Source organism: Streptomyces syringium (genome assembly GCF_017876625.1).
GTDB lineage: Bacteria > Actinomycetota > Actinomycetes > Streptomycetales > Streptomycetaceae > Streptomyces > Streptomyces syringius.
Window position 1 is genome coordinate 7,487,266 of the sequence record NZ_JAGIOH010000001.1, and the last position, 18,623, is coordinate 7,505,888.

Annotated in this window: 16 protein-coding genes; 9 read left to right on the forward strand and 7 right to left on the reverse strand. The window is 72.2% G+C overall.

Going from position 1 to position 18,623, the window contains the following annotated elements; all coding sequences use genetic code 11:
* Window positions 1-249 precede the first annotated feature (249 nt).
* The 4 genes from JO379_RS31925 to JO379_RS31940 all read left to right on the forward strand — a co-directional run bounded on the left by JO379_RS31925 (window position 250) and on the right by JO379_RS31940 (window position 7,637).
* On the forward strand, window positions 250-2,907 hold the full coding sequence (locus tag JO379_RS31925; RefSeq protein WP_209518237.1) for a xanthine dehydrogenase family protein molybdopterin-binding subunit: 2,658 nt from the start codon (window positions 250-252) through the stop codon (window positions 2,905-2,907).
* Window positions 2,907-4,622 carry a 2Fe-2S iron-sulfur cluster-binding protein gene (locus JO379_RS31930; RefSeq protein WP_130880497.1) on the forward strand — a complete coding sequence of 572 codons (1,716 nt, stop codon included), beginning with the start codon at window positions 2,907-2,909 and terminating at the stop codon, window positions 4,620-4,622. Before JO379_RS31925 ends, JO379_RS31930 begins: the two co-directional genes overlap by 1 nt.
* Window positions 4,623-4,671: 49 nt before the next feature.
* Window positions 4,672-5,232 carry a GNAT family N-acetyltransferase gene (locus JO379_RS31935; protein WP_209518239.1) on the forward strand — a complete coding sequence of 187 codons (561 nt, stop codon included), beginning with the start codon at window positions 4,672-4,674 and terminating at the stop codon, window positions 5,230-5,232.
* Between the two features lie 146 nt (window positions 5,233-5,378).
* Window positions 5,379-7,637 (forward strand): HelD family protein, encoded by a 2,259-nt coding sequence (locus JO379_RS31940; protein WP_209518241.1) that lies wholly within the window; start codon window positions 5,379-5,381, stop codon window positions 7,635-7,637.
* A gap of 58 nt (window positions 7,638-7,695) precedes the next feature.
* Here JO379_RS31940 and JO379_RS31945 read toward each other — a convergent pair whose 3' ends face one another.
* On the reverse strand, window positions 7,696-9,132 hold the full coding sequence (locus JO379_RS31945) for a Gfo/Idh/MocA family protein (protein ID WP_209518243.1): 1,437 nt from the start codon (window positions 9,130-9,132) through the stop codon (window positions 7,696-7,698).
* 253 nt (window positions 9,133-9,385) lie between these two features.
* Between JO379_RS31945 and JO379_RS31950 the strand changes: the two genes are divergently transcribed.
* Window positions 9,386-10,291 (forward strand): hypothetical protein, encoded by a 906-nt coding sequence (locus tag JO379_RS31950; RefSeq protein ID WP_130880501.1) that lies wholly within the window; start codon window positions 9,386-9,388, stop codon window positions 10,289-10,291.
* Between the two features lie 47 nt (window positions 10,292-10,338).
* Here JO379_RS31950 and JO379_RS31955 read toward each other — a convergent pair whose 3' ends face one another.
* Both JO379_RS31955 and JO379_RS31960 read right to left on the reverse strand, forming a co-directional pair.
* Window positions 10,339-10,881 carry a type 1 glutamine amidotransferase domain-containing protein gene (locus tag JO379_RS31955; protein ID WP_130880502.1) on the reverse strand — a complete coding sequence of 181 codons (543 nt, stop codon included), beginning with the start codon at window positions 10,879-10,881 and terminating at the stop codon, window positions 10,339-10,341.
* Between the two features lie 169 nt (window positions 10,882-11,050).
* Entirely contained in the window at window positions 11,051-11,572 is a 522-nt protein-coding gene (locus tag JO379_RS31960; protein ID WP_130880503.1) for a DUF6328 family protein, read from the reverse strand.
* Between the two features lie 258 nt (window positions 11,573-11,830).
* Between JO379_RS31960 and JO379_RS31965 the strand changes: the two genes are divergently transcribed.
* The 3 genes from JO379_RS31965 to JO379_RS31975 all read left to right on the forward strand — a co-directional run bounded on the left by JO379_RS31965 (window position 11,831) and on the right by JO379_RS31975 (window position 14,051).
* Window positions 11,831-13,423: an FAD-dependent oxidoreductase gene (locus tag JO379_RS31965; RefSeq protein ID WP_209518244.1), complete on the forward strand. Its 1,593-nt coding sequence runs from the start codon at window positions 11,831-11,833 to the stop codon at window positions 13,421-13,423.
* 79 nt (window positions 13,424-13,502) lie between these two features.
* Window positions 13,503-13,667, forward strand: coding sequence for a CsbD family protein (locus JO379_RS31970; protein ID WP_130880505.1), 165 nt, complete (start codon window positions 13,503-13,505; stop codon window positions 13,665-13,667).
* Window positions 13,668-13,727: 60 nt separating this feature from the next.
* A complete protein-coding gene (locus tag JO379_RS31975; protein ID WP_130880506.1) occupies window positions 13,728-14,051 on the forward strand; it encodes a plasmid stabilization protein in 324 nt (107 codons plus the stop codon).
* Between the two features lie 125 nt (window positions 14,052-14,176).
* Here the strand turns inward: JO379_RS31975 and JO379_RS31980 are convergent, their stop codons facing one another.
* The 3 genes from JO379_RS31980 to JO379_RS31990 all read right to left on the reverse strand — a co-directional run bounded on the left by JO379_RS31980 (window position 14,177) and on the right by JO379_RS31990 (window position 15,624).
* The gene (locus tag JO379_RS31980; protein ID WP_130880507.1) at window positions 14,177-14,428 is read right to left on the reverse strand and encodes a WhiB family transcriptional regulator; all 252 of its coding nucleotides are present in this window, start codon (window positions 14,426-14,428) and stop codon (window positions 14,177-14,179) included.
* A gap of 104 nt (window positions 14,429-14,532) precedes the next feature.
* A complete protein-coding gene (locus JO379_RS31985; protein WP_130880508.1) occupies window positions 14,533-14,967 on the reverse strand; it encodes an SRPBCC family protein in 435 nt (144 codons plus the stop codon).
* A 78-nt stretch (window positions 14,968-15,045) separates the two neighbouring features.
* Window positions 15,046-15,624: a hypothetical protein gene (locus JO379_RS31990; RefSeq protein ID WP_130880509.1), complete on the reverse strand. Its 579-nt coding sequence runs from the start codon at window positions 15,622-15,624 to the stop codon at window positions 15,046-15,048.
* 199 nt (window positions 15,625-15,823) lie between these two features.
* Between JO379_RS31990 and JO379_RS31995 the strand changes: the two genes are divergently transcribed.
* A complete protein-coding gene (locus JO379_RS31995; protein WP_209518246.1) occupies window positions 15,824-16,657 on the forward strand; it encodes a putative protein N(5)-glutamine methyltransferase in 834 nt (277 codons plus the stop codon).
* Window positions 16,658-16,765: 108 nt separating this feature from the next.
* Here the strand turns inward: JO379_RS31995 and JO379_RS32000 are convergent, their stop codons facing one another.
* Complete coding sequence (locus JO379_RS32000) at window positions 16,766-18,604, reverse strand: hypothetical protein (protein ID WP_245381607.1); 1,839 nt, start codon at window positions 18,602-18,604, stop codon at window positions 16,766-16,768.
* Window positions 18,605-18,623: the final 19 nt, after the last annotated feature.

An 18,623-nucleotide genomic window follows, 5' to 3' on the forward strand; every position in this document is an offset into this window, starting at 1 on the left:
CGTCGACGCTGCCGGAGGTCACCAGCGGCTTCAACCGGACGATGCGCGGCTGCTCGTGGGGACCACCACGGCTGCCCGGCCCGCGTTGCCGGGTGCATGCGGCTGTGTTGGAGTGGAGCCGACCGTAATGTCTCCCATGCCGCCGCGGCCGTTCACGGGCCGCGGGGCGAGGTCGGAACATGGACGACGATCCCCGCGCGCCCGGATGCCCCGGCGCCGTCCCGCACGGCGCCGCCCCGGCGGGCCGCCGTGGCTGAGCCCCCGGCCGACGCCCGGCTGCGGAAGGTCACCGGAGCGAAGGTCTTCGCGAGCGACTACCGCCCGCGCGACCTCGCCGCCGAGGGATGGCCCGCCGACTGCGCCCACGCCCTGCTGCTGCGCAGCAGCCACGTCGACCGGCCCTACCTCCGCCTCGACCTCGGTCTGCTCCCCGCCGAGCTGCGACCCGACCGGCTCGTCCGGGCCCAGGACCTCCCCTCCCCGCCCTACCGCAACGAGATCTCCGCCGAGTCCGTGCAGGCCCTGCTCCCCGAGGGAGAAGTGGCCGACTACCTCGGGCAACCCGTCGCCATCGCCCTCTACGGCGACTTCGTGCGCTTCCGCCGCGCCGCGCAGGAACTGCGCGAGGACGCGGGCCCCCTGGTGTACGGACCACCTCAGGCGACCGGCCCGGCCCCCACGCCCGCGCAGGAGCTGGAGGACTGGACACGCCTGCGGGCCACCGGCGCCCAGCGCCAAGCGCACTACCTCCTGGACACCACCGTTCCCCAGGGGTACTCCCACTGGAACCGGGGGCGGATCAGCAGGTTCGACGGCATTTCCTTCATCCGCGGCGGCGAGCCCGACCTGGAGGCGGACGAGCTGTTCAAGGCACTCGACGCCGAGCCGGCCGACCCCACGGAAACCCAGCTCGTCACGACGACCTTCACCCAGCAGACCGACCCGGCGTTCCTGGAGCCCGAATCCGGACTCGGCTGGCTGGACCGTACGACCAAAACCCTGCACCTGCTCCTCGGCACCCAGTCCCCGCACGGCGACGTGCCCGATCTGCGCAGACTCCTCGGCGGCGGCAACCCGGCGGTGACGTCCATCCGGCTGACGACGACCGACAGCGGCGGTGGCTTCGGCGGGCGGGACAAGTCGCCCTTCGCCTTCTACCTCGCGCTCGCCGCGGTCTTCTCCCCGGGGCCGGTCCGGCTGGCCTACGACCGACGCGAGCAATTCCAGGGCGGCCTCAAACGCCACGGGTCGGCCGTGCGCAGCTGGGTCCGCACCGGCCCCGACGGACGGCTGCGGGCCATGCGCTCCTTCATCGTCCTGCGGGGCGGCGTCGAGGCCAATCTCAACGGCGCCGTCCTCGGACTCGCGGCCCTGCACGCCACCGGCCCCTACCGCGTCCCGCGCGCCTCGGTCCACGGCGTCGTGCTCGAACGGGCCATCCCCGCCGTCGGATCGATGAGGGGATTCGGCATCCCGCAGGTCGCGTTCAACCTCGAAACCGCCCTCGACCGCCTCGCCGTGCTGCGCCTGGGCCAGGACCCCATCGCCTTCCGCCTCGCCAACGTCCTGCGCCCCGGCACCGGCCCGGGCGGCGACGTCGACCTCGCCGGGACACCCCTGCGGTTCCACGTCGCGAACGCCGAGATCTGCGCCGCCGCGCTGGAACACCCGCTCTGGCGCACCCGCAACGATCCCCGGCCCGCCGACGGCACCCTCTACGGCGTGGGCTTCGCCTGCTGCATGGAAGCGTTCGGCACCAGCCAGGACAGCGTCTACAGCGCCGTCCACCTCACCGACGACGGACACGTCGAGGTGTGGGGACAGAACGTGGACATGGGCCAGGGAGCCCGCCGCTCCCTGGAACACGCCGCCCGCGAACTCCTCGGCGCGCCCGTGGACGTCCGCCTGGGCGTGGTCGGCCCCTTCGAGAGGTTCGAGAAGCAGGTCGAGGCTCTGGGCAAGCACGGCCCCGCGGGGATCAAGCTGGGGCACGGCGCGAGCAGCGCCTCCAAGACGGCGTTCTTCCATGTGCACGTCCTGCGGGAGACGTGCCGCGCGCTGCTGCGGCTGCGGCTCGTGCCGGCGGCGCGCACGCTGCTGGGCCTGCCCGGCCTCGCCGCGGACGTGCTGCTCGCCGCCTGGCGCGACGGCGCCTTCCACCTGCCCGGCCACGCACCCGTCCCGCTGGCCGCGCTGGTCGCGGAACTCCGGCGCACCGGACAGGCGACCTACGCCATCGCGCACGGCTACTTCTGCAACGGCTGGTCGTCGGCCACGTTCCGGACCGACGGGCCCGGTCACGCGATGGACATCGACGCGCTGGGCTTCGCGACCTCCCCCCAAGGCCAGGTCGTGCTCCAGGACTACGCAGAGCCGCTGCGACCGCCTCCCGACAAGGGACCGGGAAAAGCGACGGTCCCGCGGTCCCTGTACGCGGCGGCCGGGCACCTCGTCGGCGTGGAGATCTCCCCCCGGCAGGGGACGCTCCGCGTCGTCGACGCCGTCACCTTCCTCGACGCCGGCGACCCCCTGCTGCCTTCGGTGATCGAAGGGCAGGTGGAAGGCGGACTCGCGATGGGCATCTCGCACACCCTCTTCGAGGAACTGCCCGAGGAAGCGGGCACCGGCCCCTTCGTCAATTTCGACCGCTACCGCCTGCCGCGCTACGCCGACATCACCGCCATCCGGCGGGAGACGGTCCTCGTCCCCCTGCCCCCGGACGGTGTGCTGGCGGGCAGCGGCCCCGTGCTGCGCCACAAGGGCATCGGCGAGGCCACCATGACGACCGTCAGCCCCGCCATCGCCAACGCGGTCGCCCACGCCCTCGGCCACACCGGCGACCGCTGCTGGCCCGCCACCACCCCGATCCGGGTGGCCGACCTCCCCCTCCCCGCCGGACGGCCGTGATGCAGGAACCGCAGACCGCGCTCGACCTCACCGTCAACGGCACCCGTCACACCGGACGGGACGTCCCGGGCGACATGTCGCTCGTGCACTTCCTGCACGAGGACCTGGGACTGACCGGCACCAAGATCGGCTGCTCGATCGGCGAGTGCCGCGCCTGCACCGTCGCCGTCCGCGCCCACCCCGGCGCCGCGCTGGTGACACGGCAGTCCTGCATGACGAGCATGCGGCACGTGCGCGGATGGGACATCGTCACCGTCGAGGGGCTCGCGACGGGGGACACCCTGCACCCGGTCCAGGAGGCGTTCCTCGAACGGGACGCCTTCCAATGCGGCTACTGCGCCCCCGGCTTCGCGATCGCGGGCCGCGTCGCCGTCGAACACGCCGCGGGCGAGAGCGACGAGCAGGGTGTGGAAGCGCTCGTCGACGCCGTGCTCGGCCCGCACGTATGCCGCTGCACCGGCTACCACCGGTACCGGGAGGCGGTCGTCGCCGTCGCGTCGGCCGCCGCGGACGAGCGCCGGGCCGGCCCGGCCCCGACACCGGGGACCGGCCCGCCCGCCCGGACGGCGACGGCCCGGCTGTCGGCCGAGGAGGCGGACGCGCTCGGGTACACCCCGCTCTTCGACGACCCGACTCTCGAGCTGGTCCGGCTGCTGCGCGACGGCGCCGAGATCGAGCACTCCCTGCTCGTCCAGTACCTGTATGCGGCCTTCTCGGTGAAGGTGCCCCGCTACACCCGCCTCGCCGGCTGGCCCAGCCACCGCTACGGCGGCCGGCCGCTGCATCTGCTGGGCGTGGCGATCGAGGAGATGACCCACCTCGACATCGTCAACGGCCTTCTGGTGGCCCTGGGTTCGGCACCCCACCTCGGGCGGCAGCAGTTCCCCTACGAGCAGGACATCTACCCCTTCGACTTCGTGCTGGAGCCGCTGAGCCTCGAGTCCCTCGCGAAATACGTCTACGTGGAGGCGTCACCGGACGCGGTCGACCCCGACCGGCCGCACACACCCGAGGACCGTGCCTTCATCGAGAAGCTCTACGCGGTGCTCGGCGCGGGCACGGAGCCGCGGCCGCGCCCCAACCAGGTAGGCAGCCTCTACCGCAAGGTCGGCAGAGTCCTCGACCTCCTGGAGCAACGCGAACCCGACCGCCTCGACTACCCCACCTGGCGGGCCCGGCTCGACGTCCTCCGCGAGGAGGGCGAGAGCGAACACTTCGCCCTGTTCCGCGCCCTGTTCGAAGGAACCCACCCGGCTCTGCTCGGCGCCCAGCAGGTGTGGGACCCGGACAGCCCGGACCACCCGGTGATCCCCCTCCATCACGCCACCGGCCTGCCCCCGTCCGGCGAGCCCGTCCGCGACGAGACCGTACCCGCCCTGCGCCACCTGGCGAATCTGCACTACTGGGCCGTGTGCATGCTCCTGGACCAGTCCTACCGACGGGACGGACAGTTCCACAGCGCGGCCCGCCGCCATATGACCGGCCCCCTCAGAAGCCTCGGCACCGCGCTCGCTCACCTCGGCGAGGGCGTGCCCTTCGACGTGTTCGTCGCGGGCTACGCCCCCGGCCGGGACGAGCGGGAGAACCTCGCACTGACCCGCAGCATGGTGAGCCAGACGACCATCGCCCAGGAACGCTACGCACGTCACCTTCCGCCCGACTACGCGCACACCTGCGCCTGGGAGACGCTCTGGGAGCTGTCGCTCAGGGAATGAGGCGAGAAATGAGACGTGGAACAGGAGCGGGACGCCGCACAATGACCCGATGACGAAGTTGATCACACCTGACGTACGGGTCCACGGCTCGTTCGTCGACGCCATGGCCGAGTTCCGAGCCGAGGGCCGGGGAGGGCCGGGCGACGACTCCAACGTCGGCAGAGCCATACGCGCGTACGGCACCCGATGGCACGACCCGCGGGTCTTCGCCGCGTACGTGGAAGCGCTCCGCGCGGACGCCCACGCCGACACCCCTCGCCCCGAGGGCCATGCCCCGTCCACCCACTTGTGGTACGTCGCCGGCGACACCTACCTGGGCCGACTGGCGATCCGCCATGTCCTCACCCCGCCGCTCCTGGAATGGGGAGGCCACATCGGCTACGACGTCCGGCCCTCCGCACGCCGCCGCGGGCACGCGACGGCGATGCTGCGCGCCGCACTCCCGGTCGCCCGTGGCCTCGGCATCGACCGGGCCCTGATCACCTGCGACCCGGACAACGCCGCCTCCCGCAAGGTGATCGAGGCCTGCGGCGGGGTCTACGAGGACCAGCGACGGCGGAAGCTGCGCTTCTGGGTCTCCACGACCGCCGAGCAGGGGGCCCGCGCATAGGGGCGCCACAGCCTCGAAAAACAAATTACCCCGGACCGCATTGACGGCCGGGGTAATTCTCTGCGTATATTGGAGAATTCCATGCCCTGACGAACTCATGGCATGGAGAAGCGTTATGAGGCCATGATATCCGGGTGGGAGCAGAATTGTCAAACGAGAAATGGGCGCACGAGCAGGAATTCATCGATCTGCTCCACGACCGCCTGGCCGAACTGCGGGCAGCGGCCGAGGCGTCGGTGAAGGACGCCCTGGCCCCGGCGGGCAACGGCCTCCAGGCGCGGCTGGAGCGGGACGTGCTGGTCGCCGAGCAGTCCGGGCTGCTCGCCGCCTTCAACGCCGGGGAGAACGGGCTCTGCTTCGGCCGGCTGGCGTTCCGGGACGGGCGCGATCACCACATCGGCCGGATCGGCATCCGGCGCGACGACGCGGACCGTACCCCGCTCGTCATCGACTGGCGGGCGGAGGTCGCCCGCCCCTTCTACCTCGCCACCGGGTACACCCCCATGGGGCTGCGCCGCAGGCGTCACATCACCACCGAAGGCCACCGGGTCACCGCTCTGCACGACGAGATCCTGGACCTCGCCGACACTCTGCGCACCGGCCATGAGGGAAGCGACGCGGACGCCGTCCTGCTCGCCGCGCTGGACGCCTCCCGTACCGGCCGGATGCACGACATCGTGCAGACCATCCAGGCCGAGCAGGACCGCATCATCCGCGCCCCGCACCACGGCGTCCTGGTCGTGGAGGGCGGCCCCGGCACCGGGAAGACCGTCGTGGCGCTGCACCGGGCAGCGTTCCTGCTCTATGCCCACCGGGAGCAGCTGGCCCGCCGGGCCGTGCTGATCGTCGGGCCCAACCCCGCGTTCCTCGGCTACATCTCGGAGGTGCTGCCCTCCCTCGGTGAGACCGGCGTCCTGCTCGCCACGCCCGGCGAACTCTTCCCCGGTGTGACCGCCACCGGAACCGACACCGCCCGGGCCGCCGCCGTCAAGGGCGGCGCAGCGATGGCCGGCGCGCTGGCGCGCTTCGTGCGGGACCGGCAGACGCTGCCCGACCCCGTCACCGTGATCGAGCACGAGGACGGCGAGCTGCTGCTGGACGCCGGAATCGCCCGCGAGGCCCGGCGACGGGCCCGCGAGACCGGGCTGCCGCACAACCTCGCCCGGCCGTACTTCGCGTTCGGCGTCATCGACGCGCTGACCGCGCAGCTGACCGACCGGCTCGGCGCGGACCCCTACGGCGGGCCGAACCTCCTCGGCCCCGACGACATCGCCCAGCTCGGCAAGGCCATCGCCACCAGCCCCGAGGTGCGCTCGGCCATCGACGAGCTGTGGCCCGCGCTCACACCGGAGCAGTTGGTCGCCGACTTCCTCACCGACCCCGTCCACCTGCCGGAGGCCGACGCGCGGGCGATCCGCCGCACCGGCGGCGACTGGACCCCCGCGGACGTCCCGCTGCTGGACGAGGCAGCCGAACTCCTCGGCGAGGACGACGCGGCGGCCCGCGCGGCCGCCGAGGCGGAGCGCCAGGAGCGCATCGCGTACGCGCAGGGCGTCCTCGACCTCAGCTACGGCTCCCGCACCCAGGAGTTCGAGGACCGCGACGACGAGGACTCGGAGGTGCTGGCCGCGCACGACCTGGTCGACGCGGAACGGCTCGCCGACCGGCACGAGGAGGCCGACCACCGCAGCGCCGCCGAACGCGCCGCCGCGGACCGCACCTGGGCGTTCGGCCACATCATCGTGGACGAGGCGCAGGAACTGTCCCCGATGGCGTGGCGGCTGCTGATGCGCCGCTGCCCGACCCGCTCGATGACCCTGGTCGGCGACCCCGCGCAGACCGCCGAACCGGGCGGTTGCGGCGCGTGGGAGCCGATCCTCGCGCCGTACGTCGAGGGCCGCTGGGAACACATCAAACTGGGCGTCAACTACCGTACGCCGACGGAGATCATGGAGATCGCCGCCGGTGTGATCCGGTCCGTGGACGCCACGTTCGAGCCCCCGCGCTCGATCCGTTCCACGGGCGTACGACCGTGGGCGCGGCACACCGGCGACCTGCCCGGCGCGGTCGCCGAGGCCGTGGCCCGCCGGACGTGCGCGGAGGGCCGCCTCGCGGTGATCGCCCCGCGCGACCACCACGACGCCCTGGCCGCGGCCCTCCCGGCCGCCTCCGCAGGCCCCTCCCCGGATCTGACCAGCCCGGTGGTGCTGCTCGACCCGAGGCAGGCCAAGGGCCTGGAATTCGACACGGTGATCGTGGCGGAACCGGGGGAGTTCGGGGTGAGCGACCTGTATGTCGCGCTCACCCGGGCGACGCAGCGGCTGGGCGTCGTCCACACGGGGGCGCTACCCCCGGGACTGGAGGTACTGGAGGCCGACGAGGCCGCCGCCGCGCCCGGCCGGTGACCGCTCGGTGCGGGGACGCGCCGTGTCCCCGCACCGAGAAGCAGCAGGGAGCCGAGCCCTACGGCTTCGCGGAGTCCATCCCCGGGCGGGCCTGCCGCCACAGCCCCCGCGTGAAGTCGGGGATGGCCTGCGGCGCGCCCTGGGCCTTGATCGAGGCATGGCTGAGCGGCACGGGAGCGGTCCAGGTGGCCGCGTCGTACACATCGAAGTCGGGCACCAGGCCCAGGCGCATGCACTGCATCAGCCGGAAGACCATGATGTAGTCCATGCCGCCGTGCCCGCCGGGCGGATTGGCGTGGTCCTTCCACAGCCAGTGGTCCCACTTCTCGTACTTCTTGAAATCGCCCCACCTGTCGTCGGACATCTCCGGCTCGAGATAGATCCTCGGCGGGTAGTCCTCGAAGACCCCCTTCGTGCCGCCCAGAATGTTCAGACGGCTGTAGGGATGCGGATTGGAGACCGCGTGCTCCAGCCGGATCACCCGGCCCTTCGCCGTCTGGACGAGACTGATCGACATGTCGCTCTGGACATAGCTCTCCTTCCAGCTGGGGTCGCCCGGCGGCATGTGCTCCGCGCGATAGGCGGCCAGTCCCAGGGCGGGGGAGCCGAACGTCGTGATCCGCACCGCGCGGTCCCCGCGGTTGACGTCCATGTAGTTGGCGACCGGCCCGAACCCGTGGTTGGGATAGAGGTCGCCCTTGAGCCGGGTGTGCCAGAGCCGCCGCCACGGGCCCTCGTAGTACGTCGGCGAGAACATCAGACCGCGCAGATCGTGGATGTACGCGCCCGCCCCGTGCAGGAGGTCGCCGAAGAGACCCGCGTGCGCCATCCGCAGGACCCGCATCTCGTTTCTGCCGTAACAGCAGTTCTCCATCTGTATGCAGTGCCGGCGGGTGCGCTCCGAGAGGTCCACCAGCCGCCACAGCTGGCCGAGTTCCATGGCGATCGGGCACTCGACGCCGACGTGCTTGCCGTTCAGCAAGGCCGCCTCGGCCATCGGGAAGTGCCATTCCCAGGGCGTCGCGACGAAGACGAAGTCCAGATCACCGCGCGCGCAGAGCTGTTCGTAGTCGTCCTCGCCCTTGGTGTAGAGGGCGGGCGCCGGCTGGCCCGCGGCCGTGACCTTCGCGGCGGCCTTCTCCGCCTTCGCTCTGACCGGGTCGCACAGCGCGTTGATCTTTACACCGGGGACGGCGAGGAAGAGGTCGGTCATGGCATCGCCGCGATTGCCCAGGCCGATGATCCCGACCCGGACCGTACTGCGCCGCTCGAACGGTGTGCCGATCATGGTCTTGCCCTGGCGGGCCGGCCAGGCCGGCTCGTCGGCCGCCTGCCGCTCCGGGGCGCCGGGGGCCTGGGGGGCGGCCGCGGCGCTCGCCGCGCCGAGTCCGCCGAGACCCACGCCGAGTCCGGCGCCGGCGGCGCCCGCGGTCCTCAGCACGGAGCGGCGGCTGACCTCGGGGTCCTCGTGGTGGTGCGGGGCTGGCTCGGGCATCGGGTCCTCCTGGGAGCTGATGATGAGCTGCGCATGCGGGAACGTCGGTAAGGACCTTGACGGTTGAGGCGGATGCAGCGCAAGAGGCCCGCGGGGCTCCGCGCCGGTTCGTCGAGCCATGGTGTGCGCCGGCCCCGCGCGCGGCACAGGCCCCGGCTCGTAGCCCGATTGGTTCGAATCAGGTCGGCATCGGCTTCACCGAGTCCGTGACCGGTGATGTGTGGTCACGGGGATCACCGAAGGAAGGATCTCTATGCGCAGCCAACTGCTCAGACGCGGGGTGCGGACGGCGGCCGTCGCCGCCCTCACCTTCGCCATCACCGTAGGCGGAGCGAGCGGTGCCACCGCACAGCGGCACGGGACGTCCCCGATCGACGTCACCGTCAACGCCTCGGGCATCAAGGCACCGCACCACCACGAAGGCGGCCGCGTCGCCTTCCGGGTCTCGACCGACGCCAAGGACGGCCGTCAGCTCCAGGTCGTGCGCCCGCACAAGGGCGTATCCATCCGCCGGGTGCTCCGCGACCTGGCCGACGCGGTCAGTCACACCCCGTCCAGGGCGGCAGCCGGAATGCGCGCGTTCGAGGCCGACGCCGAGGCCGTGGGCGGAGCCTTCGTCACCCGGAAGGTCCGCGAGGAATTCATCACGTCGATCCCCGACGGCACGGTCTACCTGATCGACTTCACTGCGTTCCTGGAGCGTCCCGCCAAGCCGGTGGTGAAGTCCCTCAAGCTGTACGGTTCGCGCGACGGGCACCACCGGGACCTGACGAGGTCACCGCACAGCACCGTGACCTTCCGGGACACCGACGCGGGACCGCGCTTCCACACGGAAGGGCTGGTCACCGCCCACAAGCCCATCCTGATCCGCAACGCCTCGTCCGAGGTCCACGAGGCCCAGATCCAGCGCGTCACCGCCGGTACCACCGACCGGGGGCTGCGGAAGTACTTCGCCGCGATGGCGCAGGGCAAGAAGGCGAAGTCGCCGTTCACCGGTCAGCCCGTGGGCTTCGGCGGGATCTCTCCCGGGCACAAGGCGCTGTTGCGCATCCACGGCCTGAAGCCGGGCACCTACGCGCTGACGTGCTTCGTTCCCGATGAGCACAGCGGCCTGCCGCACGTCTTCACGGGCATGCACAAGATCGTTCACCTGCGTTGAAGGAAGGAGGTCGTCGGTGGCGGAACTCCGCCCCCGACGACCTCCGCTCACGCCGACGCCTTCTCGAACTCGCCGGTGAAGGCCGCGCAGAAGGCCTCCAGATCGCCGGGCTTACGGCTGGTGACGAGCGTATTGGGGCCGCTCGCACACACCGCGACCTGCTCGTCGACCCACGTGCCCCCGGCATTGCGGATGTCGGTGCGCAGACTGGGCCACGAGGTGAGGGTCCGGCCCCGCAGGACATCGGCCTCCACCAGGGTCCAAGGGGCGTGGCAGATGGCCGCGACGGGTTTGCCCGCGTCGAAGAACCCCTTCACGAACGCCACGGCCCGCTCGTCCATCCGCAGCGCGTCGGGGTTGGCGACGCCTCCCGGCAGGACCAACGCGTCGTAGTCGTCGACGCCGGTGTGGTCCAGGTCCGCGTCCACGGCGAAGGTGTCGCCCTTGTCCAGATGGTGGAACGCCTGGATGCGGCCGGACTTCGTCGAGACCAGCCGTGGGGTGCCGTCGGCGTCGAGCGCCGCCTGCCAGGGGTCGGTGAGCTCGATCTGTTCGACACCTTCCGGTGCCACCAGGAACGCGATCCGCATGCTGCTCATCATGGTCCTCTCGTTGTTCCGGGAAGCGGTTCCGGCCGGTGACGACGGGCCCGCGCGGCCCGCGCGGTCACGTGGCCCCGCCCCACGCCGGTACGGGTGACCGGACGGCAGCCGGTAAAACCCCCGCCCGCCCCGAATCCCCTCGAACGATGCGCCCGGGCTACTCCCTCGGCTTGTGGCGGTGCAGAGCCCAGCCGGGCAGCCCGAACCAGCACAGCAGCAGCCAGGCGACCACCCCCGCGACCAGCCACGGCACGGCCGCGTTGTCCAGCGCGATCCGCAGGATCAACAGCAGCGCCGAGGCGACGGTGGCCAGGAGCAGCACGACCCCGACCATGGTCAGCCGCGCCGCCCAGGCGACGGTCTGCGGCTTCATCCGGCGTCCGGTCACGATCCGGTGGAACGAGACCGGGCCGACGAGCGCGCCGGTGGTGGCCGCTCCCAGGACGACCGTGACCACGTAGATGACGCGATCGGTGTCGTCCAGGGTCGCGAACCGTGGTGTGAAGACCACGGTCAGCAGGAAACCGAAGAGGATCTGCACACCCGTCTGCGTGACGCGGACCTCCTGGAGCAGCTCACTCCAGAGCCGGTCCGCCCGTTCGTCGGCCGATTCACGGCGCCCGTCGCGCCGCTCCCCGCCCGGCCCGGTGGTGCCGTCCTGCCCTCCCGTCGCCGCCATACGGACCCTCCTTCCTGTCCCCTCGCCGCCGTCCCGCCGCCGCGGCACGATGCCCGGCGCTCTCCTCAGCTTGCGCCGGATCCCTCTGCGGGGTGGTCCGGGCGAACGGGGGAGGGGTGGGCGGGATGCTCTCCGCCCGGACCACCCCCCACGCGCGGGGAGCGGTGCGTCACCCGGTCGGCTGCCCGCCGACCGGCTTCGTTACGCCGTCCGGTATCCCCACGTTAGGGCGGGGCCGCACCGGGAACATGGAAGGGCATGCCGAAACCCGACCGCACCACGTACGAGTCCCACTGGATGGATTCGACACCGGACACGGCGTACCCCGCGATCGGCCCCGAGGCCGTGGTGGAGGCGGATGTCGCCGTGGTCGGCGGTGGCATCGCCGGCCTGTGCACCGCGTGGGAGCTGGCCCGGGCCGGCCGGGACGTCGTCGTGCTGGAAGCCGACCGGATCGCCACCGGCGTCAGCGGGTACACCACCGCCAAACTCTCGGCACTGCAAGGCCTGTGCTACGCGCGGCTGCGGACCGCGCACGGGGCCGACGCCGCCGCGCTCTACGCGCGCTCGCAGCTCGACGCCGTGGAACACACGGCCGCGCTCTGCGCGGAGCTGGGCATCGACGCCGAACTGGAGCGGGCCGTCGCGTACACCTACGCGCGGACGGCCGAGCACGCGGACGCCGTCGCCGACGAGGCACGGGCGGCGCGGGAAGCCGGGCTCGACGCCTCGCTCGTCACCGACACCGGCCTGCCGTTCCCGGTGGCCGCCGCCGTACGCGTCCCCGGTCAACTCCATTTCCACCCGCGCAAGTTCCTGCTGGCACTCGCCGAGCGGTTCACCGCCGGCGGCGGACGCGTCCACGAGCGCACCCGTGTGGTGGGGCTCCACGACGGCGCCCGCTGTCGGCTCACCACCGAGAGCGGAGCCGTGGTGCACGCGCGTGACGTCGTCATCGCCACGCACTACCCGGTGTTCGACCGGTCCCTGCTCTTCACCCGGCTCACGCCGCGCCGGGAACTGGTCGTCGCCGCACCGGTCACGACCGCGCAGGCGCCCCCGGGCATGTACCTCACACCGCAGGACGGCACCCGCTCGGTGCGCAGCGCCCCCTACGGCGAGGGGCGGCGGCTGGTCATCGTCACCGGAGAATCCTTCACACCCGGTGCGCGGGGAGTGGCCGACCGGTTCGAGCGGCTCCAGGCCTGGGCGGACGCCTGTCTGCCGGGCTTCGCCGACGCGCCGTCCGTCCACCGCTGGGCCGCGCAGGACAACGACTCCGACGACCACCTGCCCTACGTCGGCCATGTCCATCCCGGAACCCGGCACGTCTACGTGGCCACCGGGTTCGGCGGCTGGGGCATGTCCAACGGGGTGATGGCCGCCCGGCTGCTCGCCGCCCGGATCACCGGCGGCCCGCGCCCCGCCTGGACACGGCTCTTCGACCCGAGGAGACTGCCGCCGCTGCGGGACACCGCGGAGCTGGTGAAGGGCCAACTGGACGTCGCCCGGCACTTCGTGGGGGACCGGCTGCACACCACCCACGTCGACGCGGTCACGGACATCACACCGGGGCGTGGGGCCGTCGTACGGATCGGCGGACGCCGGTGCGCGGTCTACCGTGACCCGTCCGGCGAGGCCCGGGCCGTCTCGGCGCGGTGCACACACCTGGGCTGCCTCGTCCACTTCAACGACGCCGAGCGGGTGTGGGAGTGCCCCTGTCACGGTTCCCGGTTCGCCACCGACGGCTCGGTCCTGCACGGACCCGCCGTCCACCCCCTGGAACCGCGCGAGATTCCCGGCAATGACCGTCATGACAAGGGGAACAAGGAAACAGACACGTCAGGCTGAGTGCGGTTGCGGACCTCGAAGGCCGACCACAGGGTGGGTTTTGAAGGCAGCCGCCTTCCGACAGACAGGAGACCGGACCATGAGCAAGGCAAAGGGCAAGGCCAAGCAGGCCAAGGGCAAGCTGAAGGAGACCACCGGCCGCGCCACCGACGACAAGCGGATGGAAGCCGAGGGTCGCGCCGAGAAGGTGCAAGGCAAGGCCCAGGAGACCGCGGCGGACGCCAAGAAGAAGTTCGAGCGCTGACGCCAGCGGTTCCGGCGGCGGACGCCGGGACCGGTACGGACACCGTAAGGACCGGAGAACATGCCTCGAGGATCAAGCCCGAAGCGTGAACGCCAGTACGAGCACATCAAGGAGAGCGCCGAGGACCGCGGCGAGAGCACGAAGCGGGCCAAGGAGATAGCCGCCCGCACCGTGAACAAGGAACGCGCACGCTCCGGTGAGTCCCGCACCGCGAGCAAGAGCTCCACGCAGGACATGTCCTCCTCCAGGCGAGGCGGACAGCGTTCCCACAGCGGCGCCCAGGGACCGACCTACGATCAGCTCTACGCCGAGGCGCAGCGCCGCAATATCCATGGGCGCTCGTCGATGAACAAGAGCGAACTCAAGCGTTCCCTGGGACGCTGACAGGTCACTGATCGCAGATCACCGCGGCCGTTCCGTCCGGAACGGCCGCGGCTTGTCGTGAACGCCTGTGGCACCGAACGCAGGGGGGAACGAACGCCTGTGGGACCACAGACGGCGGGTCCGTCCTAGCGCGCGCTGGTGGCATACTGCCTTCGTCCCGTGCGGATCGCCTGCCGGTCCGCCTCGCTCGTCGCGCCCCATACCCCGTACTCCTGACCGGAGTTCATGGCCCAGCGCAGGCACTCCTCCATGACAGGGCAGCGCCGGCACACGGATTTGGCGTCCTCGGTCTGCGTGACGGCAGGGCCCGTGGTGCCGACGGGGAAGAACAGGTCGGGGTCCTCTTCCCGGCAGGCGGCGTCTTGTCGCCAGTTCACGTGGCAACTCCCTCTGTCGCGGTCGGATCGGCTGTCTCTCTTCGCGTTGCCGGGAAGGGGCGACGTATGCCTGATCCCCGGTGGCGGGCCGGGACGTCCGCGCGTCAGTCTTCCAGCAGCCGGCGCACCACCCGGCCGAAGACCAGCCGGCCGGACCAGGTGATCAGCGGGTCGAACAGCCGCGGCAGCCCGCGGACACGGAGGTCCTCCCTCCAGACGACCCACGATCCCGCACCGTGCGCGCGTACGTCCAGCTCGGCCCAGCCGGTGACCACCGAACCCCGTTTCTCCAGCCGGCAGTGACCGGGGGCGGTGGCGGAGGGAGGCTGCCAGCGCACCACGTCCATGGAGTCGTCGAAGGCCACACGCCCGACCCCCGTGCGGGCCACGAACCTCGTCCCCACACCGGGCGGGTGCGGCGTCAGCACGACGATCCGGGTGAGCGGGACATGCGCCGCGTGGTCCTCCCAGTGGGTGAGCCGCTGCCACGCGGCATCGACGGACAACCGTGAGGGGCGTTCGATCAGGAACGGGGCCATGACGGCATCGTAGGCGGCGACGCCTCGCCGCCCCCGGGCCGTCACGGCCGGAGTGGGCAGCCGTGGGACGGGGCCGGGTCAGCCGAGGACGGATGCCACCCCGAGCGCGACGGTCAGCAGCGCCATGAAGAAGGCCACGACGCCCGCGCAACCACCGAACAGCACTGTGCGCGCCCGCACCGGCCGCCCCTGCCGGGCGCGGCGCCGGGCGAGACGGGACAGCAGGCCCGCGGGGACGATCAGGGCCGTCACCCCGAGCCACCACCAGAGGTAGACACCGGGAGCCGCCACGCCCCCGCGGCACCCCGCCCCCACACCCACGACGGTGACACCGGCCGCCGCGACCACCGAGGCCATGCCCGGTATCCACCACCAGGCCCCCGCCCCGCCCCACCACACGCCGGCCCGGCGCGCCAGCGCCACGGTGGGCAGCACCAATGTCAGCGCGAGGAGCAGAGCCACGCCGGCCACGACCGGAAGAAGGAGGGGCAGGGCCACGACGGCCAGGGCGCCGCTCTCGTCCTCGGGTCCGGGATGGGTCACTCCCCAGGACCACAAGGCGGCGGCTGCGAAGGCCATCTCGACCATCAGCGCCGAGACGGTCACCGTGAGCCCGGACGACGGGCGCCCGTCGGTGTCTGCTGTCACTGTCTGCACGCCCTGATCATCCCCCGTCCCCCGGTCCGTACGGGTCCCCGGTGTGGATCATGTAGTGTGACCGGCACCAGTACGGAAACGACCGAGGAGGTGAGACCCATTACCGCTGTAGCAGGCTGGGTGCTCTCATCTCACGGCTGTACGGTCCACTTGTCACAGTGACCGGGAGAGCGCCCTTCGGTACCCCGAAAGGCTTCCCATGTCGGTTTCCCCGTCATCGCTCTCTTCTTCCCTCTCCCGGTCCGCCCTCGTCACCAGGCTCCGGGCCGTCGGCTGTGTCTTCGCCGAGGACGAGGCGGAGCTGCTCCTCTCCACGGCACGCACCCCCGCCGACCTCGCCGCCATGGTGGACCGCCGGATCGCCGGGCTTCCCCTCGAACACGTCCTCGGCTGGGCGGAGTTCCACGGTCTGCGCATAGCCGTCGACCCCGGAGTCTTCGTACCCCGCCGCCGCACCGAGTTCCTCGTCGGCCAGGCCATCGCCCTCGCCCGGCAGGCCGCGGCCGACGCCGCGCGGACCGCCCCCGTCGTCGTCGATCTGTGCTGCGGCTCGGGCGCGGTGGGCGCCGCGCTCGGCGCGGCCCTGGACCAGGTCGAGTTGCACGCCGCCGACATCGACCCCGCCGCGGTGCGCTGCGCCCGCGGCAACCTCGCCGCGGCCGGTGGCCGCGTCCACGAGGGCGACCTCTACGCACCACTGCCCGAGACCCTGCGGGGCCGCGTCGACGTCCTCGTCGCCAACGCGCCCTACGTACCGACCGAGGCGATCGGACTGCTCCCCCCGGAGGCCCGCCTGTACGAGCCCCTGGTGTCGCTCGACGGCGGCGCGGACGGGCTGGACGTCCAGCGGCGGGTGACCGCCGAGGCCCCGCTGTGGCTGGCACCGGGCGGCCATCTGCTGGTCGAGACGAGCGAGCGTCAGGCGCCGAGGACCGTCGAGGCGTTCGCCGGCAGCGGGCTGATCCCACGCGTGGTCACCTGCGACGACCTGTACGCCACCGTCGTCATCGGAACCAGGCCCACCCGGGACTGACCCCGCCGCGCGCGACCCCGGCCCCGCTGCTCGCCCGCAGACAGCAGCGCAGCGGGGCCTGGTCGAGCAGGGGGCGCAGCAGGTCGGCGTCCGCCCGGGCGGCGGGGATCAGCGGCGTGGACGGCGGCGCCAGGCGCCGGTCAACTGGGTTGCGACGTAAAGGGCGGAGAGGGTCGCGAGCAACGGACGGAGGAACATCACGTCGTCCGACATCCAGCCCCGGACCGCCATCGTGGTACAGAGCGGCAGGAAGAGCAGACGCAGCGTCCACCAGTGCCAGGGCTTGCGCACGGTGTGGACCCGGTGGGGTGCCTGTCCGTCGGCGGCGGTGGCCTTCTCCCAGTCGGCCATCGCCCCGGGGCGGGCGAGGACTCGGGCGTCGGGCAGCTCGGTGAGGACCTCGGCGCGGGTCCCGAACGCCGCGGGCAGGGGCGGCATGCGCAGTGCCGCGACGAGGTCCGCCTGCCGGCGCGCGGCGTCGTCGGAGCCGCGCAACAGGGCGATCAGCGGACGGATGTCGGCGATGTCGTACACGGTGGCCACCGCCTGCGCCGTGGCCGTCACCTCGTCGATACCGGGGACGGGGGCTGCCGGGTCCCACTGGTGCTCGGCCCGTCTTTTGCCCCGGTGCACCAGGGTGAAGCCGTGCCGGTCACCCGACCGGTGAAGTATCAGCGCGGGCCACCGCTCCCGGGTGGTGAAGGTGCCCGCCGCGGTGACGAGACGGTCCCGGGTGTGCAGGGAGCCGCGGCGCGCGGGGTCGGGGTGGAGCGCTGTCTCGACCAGTGTGTGCCAGCCGTTGGCGGCCGTGGCCATCCGCAGGGGCGGCCCCGTGGGGCTCGCCTCGGCGACCGTGTCGAGGGTCGCGGAGACGACGGCGAGGGAGCAGTGTTCCGCCGCCGGATACGGCTCGCCGGCCGGCGCGGGGACGGCCGCCGGGGCCGGCTGCGGGGGCCGGCCGAAGAGCGGGGTGGTTCCCGCGACCTGCATCCGCACTCCGGTGCGGTACTCCAGGAACTCCTGGCGCGGGTCCCCGACATACGCCCAGGGGAACCGGGTGGCGTGCACGCCGATGGCCCGGAACTGTTCGAGCGACTCGGCCCAGCGGCCGGAGTTGGCCAGCATCAGGGCGAGGTGGTTGCGTACGTCGGCGACCTCCGGGTCGCCCGCCTCGTAGTGCGCGACCATGTCGAGGGCGCGCTGGATCGCGGCATCGATCCGGGCCGGGTCGATCGGCCCGTCCGCGACGGCAGAGGCCACGATGACGTACTCGACGGCCGCCTGGAGCGGCAGCGACCGCAGCTTGGACGGGGGCAGCGCCTCGTCGGCGGCGCGCTCCGCGAAGGCGAACATCTCCTCGTGCGAGCCGTACCACTTGTCGCACAGGTACTGCAGGGCCGTCGCGTGGCAGCCGAAGTGATGCGGGGAGCGGGCGGTGGCCTCTTCCCAGTAGCTGTCGAAGATCTCCCGGGGCGCCTGGCAGCCTCGGGCGTGCGTGAGCGCGACGCGCCAGGGGACCGGGTCGGCGGGGTTGAGCTCGATGGCCGCCCCGATCACCGGGACGGCGTCCTCCAACAGCGCGAAGAAGCCGCGGAACCGGTCCTCGCTCACCTCGTCGGCCCGCGCCGAGCTGCGAATCTCCCACGCCTGCCGGATGCACAGGTCCGCCTTCACCAGCATGGCGTCCGGGTCCTCGGGTGCCTCGGACAGCCAGGCGTCCAGCCAGCCGGGGTTGTGCAGCGCGAAGGAGGCCAGGTCCGACACACAGCCGTCGCGGCGCTCCCACTGCATGTCGTGCCGTGTGGCGGCGAGGAGTTCACGGGCCGCACCGAAGTCGCCGGAGGCGGCCGCGGCGAACGCGGTGCGCAGCGGCGCGTCCGGCGCGTCGACGACGACGGCCTCGTCGGGCGGCAGCCCCACGCTCAGCGCGGAGGCATGGCGCACCATACGGGGATAAGTGATCAAG